Annotated in this window: 1 protein-coding gene; it reads right to left on the reverse strand. The window is 48.0% G+C overall.

Features of this window, described 5'->3' with window-relative positions; genetic code table 11:
• Nucleotides 1-406: 406 nt before the first annotated feature.
• Nucleotides 407-1,702: an IS110 family RNA-guided transposase gene (locus RW092_RS05845; RefSeq protein WP_316009759.1), complete on the reverse strand. Its 1,296-nt coding sequence runs from the start codon at nucleotides 1,700-1,702 to the stop codon at nucleotides 407-409.
• Between the last annotated feature and the right edge of the window lie 86 nt (nucleotides 1,703-1,788).

Raw genomic sequence — 1,788 nt, forward strand, 5'->3', positions numbered from 1 at the left:
CCTCCCACTATAAATTAATGTTTTCTTGCATTTGCTCACGATTTCTTAGGTTTTCAACTTAAACATTTTTGAGAGATGGAGATATCATGATACTATGACATATTTTTCTGGCGGAGCCGGTTGCGGGAATAGAGATTGGAACTCAAATTCCAATCTATGGATAACAATGGTATGTCCGCACCATGGATATCCACACCATTCCCTTGACGGCTTACCCTCCCATGTCACACTGGGTCTTAGCCCTCACATTCCTTCGTCCTGCCTCTCAAGGGGTGGACGCCGCTTCTTGCTCCTTTACTGGGTCGTTGCCCTTATGGAATAATTCCTTGCGGCTGCTCCGTGCTTCCGTTGTCGTTGTATAAAACCTGCTTCTTCGTCGGCAAATGAGTGAAGTTTGAATCTGGTTTTATGCTGCCATCTGAAGCTGGGACTGGCGTACCGGACCCAGTACATCTATAGGGTTATAGCCAATTTGTTTTGTTCCCAATGTGAATAAGACTCGGATGAGTTTTCCACATAAGGCTACAATAGATTGTTTCTTCTTTAGCGGATTGTTTGCCCGTTTTGTGTAGTAGTGATGTAATGCCTTGAACTCTGCATTTTTTGCTACCATCGGCATGACTGCCCGGAACAGTAATGCCCGTAACCGAGATCGTCCGCGTTTGGTGATCGTGGACTTCCCCTTCTTCTTGCCTGAGCTGTTCTCTTTCAAATTGAATCCCGCGAGCCGTATGATTTGTTGGCTGTGATCATAGCCCCGCAGATCCCCCACCTCCGCCAGAAATCCGGCCAGTGTCACGACTCCAACCCCAGGCACCGTCAACATTTCTTCTGAACCGGGAACCTGTTCTAACAGTAGTTCCACTTGTTGCATGATGTCTTCCAGCTGACGAGAAAATAAGTCGTACTGTTCCAGCAAAGCCTTCAATTCCATCTTGGCTGCGGTGAGACCCTCCGTAAGCCCGATCGAGTTCTTGGCCGTTTGAACCAGTTTCTCCGCTCGCTTCATGCCCACGGCACGTTTCACATCCTGCTTCCAACGCTTCAGAATCGTATAGGCGCCTAAAGATACGATCTCTTGCGGTGTCGGAAACTCCGAAAGGGTGATGAACGATGCTTTGCCTTCCCAGTCTTTAAACACCTGTTGGTATTCGGGAAAGAAACGGTCCAACCAATTCTGAATCCGCCGCTGCACTTGCCCGAAGTTCCCCATCACTTTTTCCCTTAGATTCATCAAGATGCGTAAATCCGCGTAGACGCTCTTCGGGAATTTGGGCTCGGTGTATTTCCCGTTTCGGATCAAATCTGCGATCACTTTGGCATCTTTGTAGTCGTTTTTCGTCGGTGAATTGTCCTCAAGTTCTTTACTTTTGTTCACATGGTGAGGATTGACGACGACTACCTTAATGCCCTCATGCTGCAGAAATTCCGCCAACGGGAACCAATAGTGTCCGGTTGGTTCAATGCCGAAGATCACATCGGCCTTGGCATGTTGCCTTTGAAGCTCCTTCATCCACTGTACCAGTTTGATCAGCCCTGGGCGGTTATTGCTAAACACGCATTCCTTGCCAAGTTCGATTCCCCGAAAGTCGATCCCACGTGCCACATGAGTTTCTTTGGCAATGTCTGCTCCGACAACCAGGGTTGCATCGGTAATTTGTGTAATCCGTTGATTCTGCTTCTTCGATTGCTTATACTTCATAGTGAGCGTCCTCCTTCTAATTAGGGCAGTGAATGACGAACCATTCCGAGACCCAGCATACAGGAGGCGCTTTTTCTGTTCAAACC

The sequence above is a fragment of the Paenibacillus sp. 3LSP genome (assembly GCF_032465655.1).
Lineage (GTDB): Bacteria > Bacillota > Bacilli > Paenibacillales > Paenibacillaceae > Fontibacillus > Fontibacillus barengoltzii.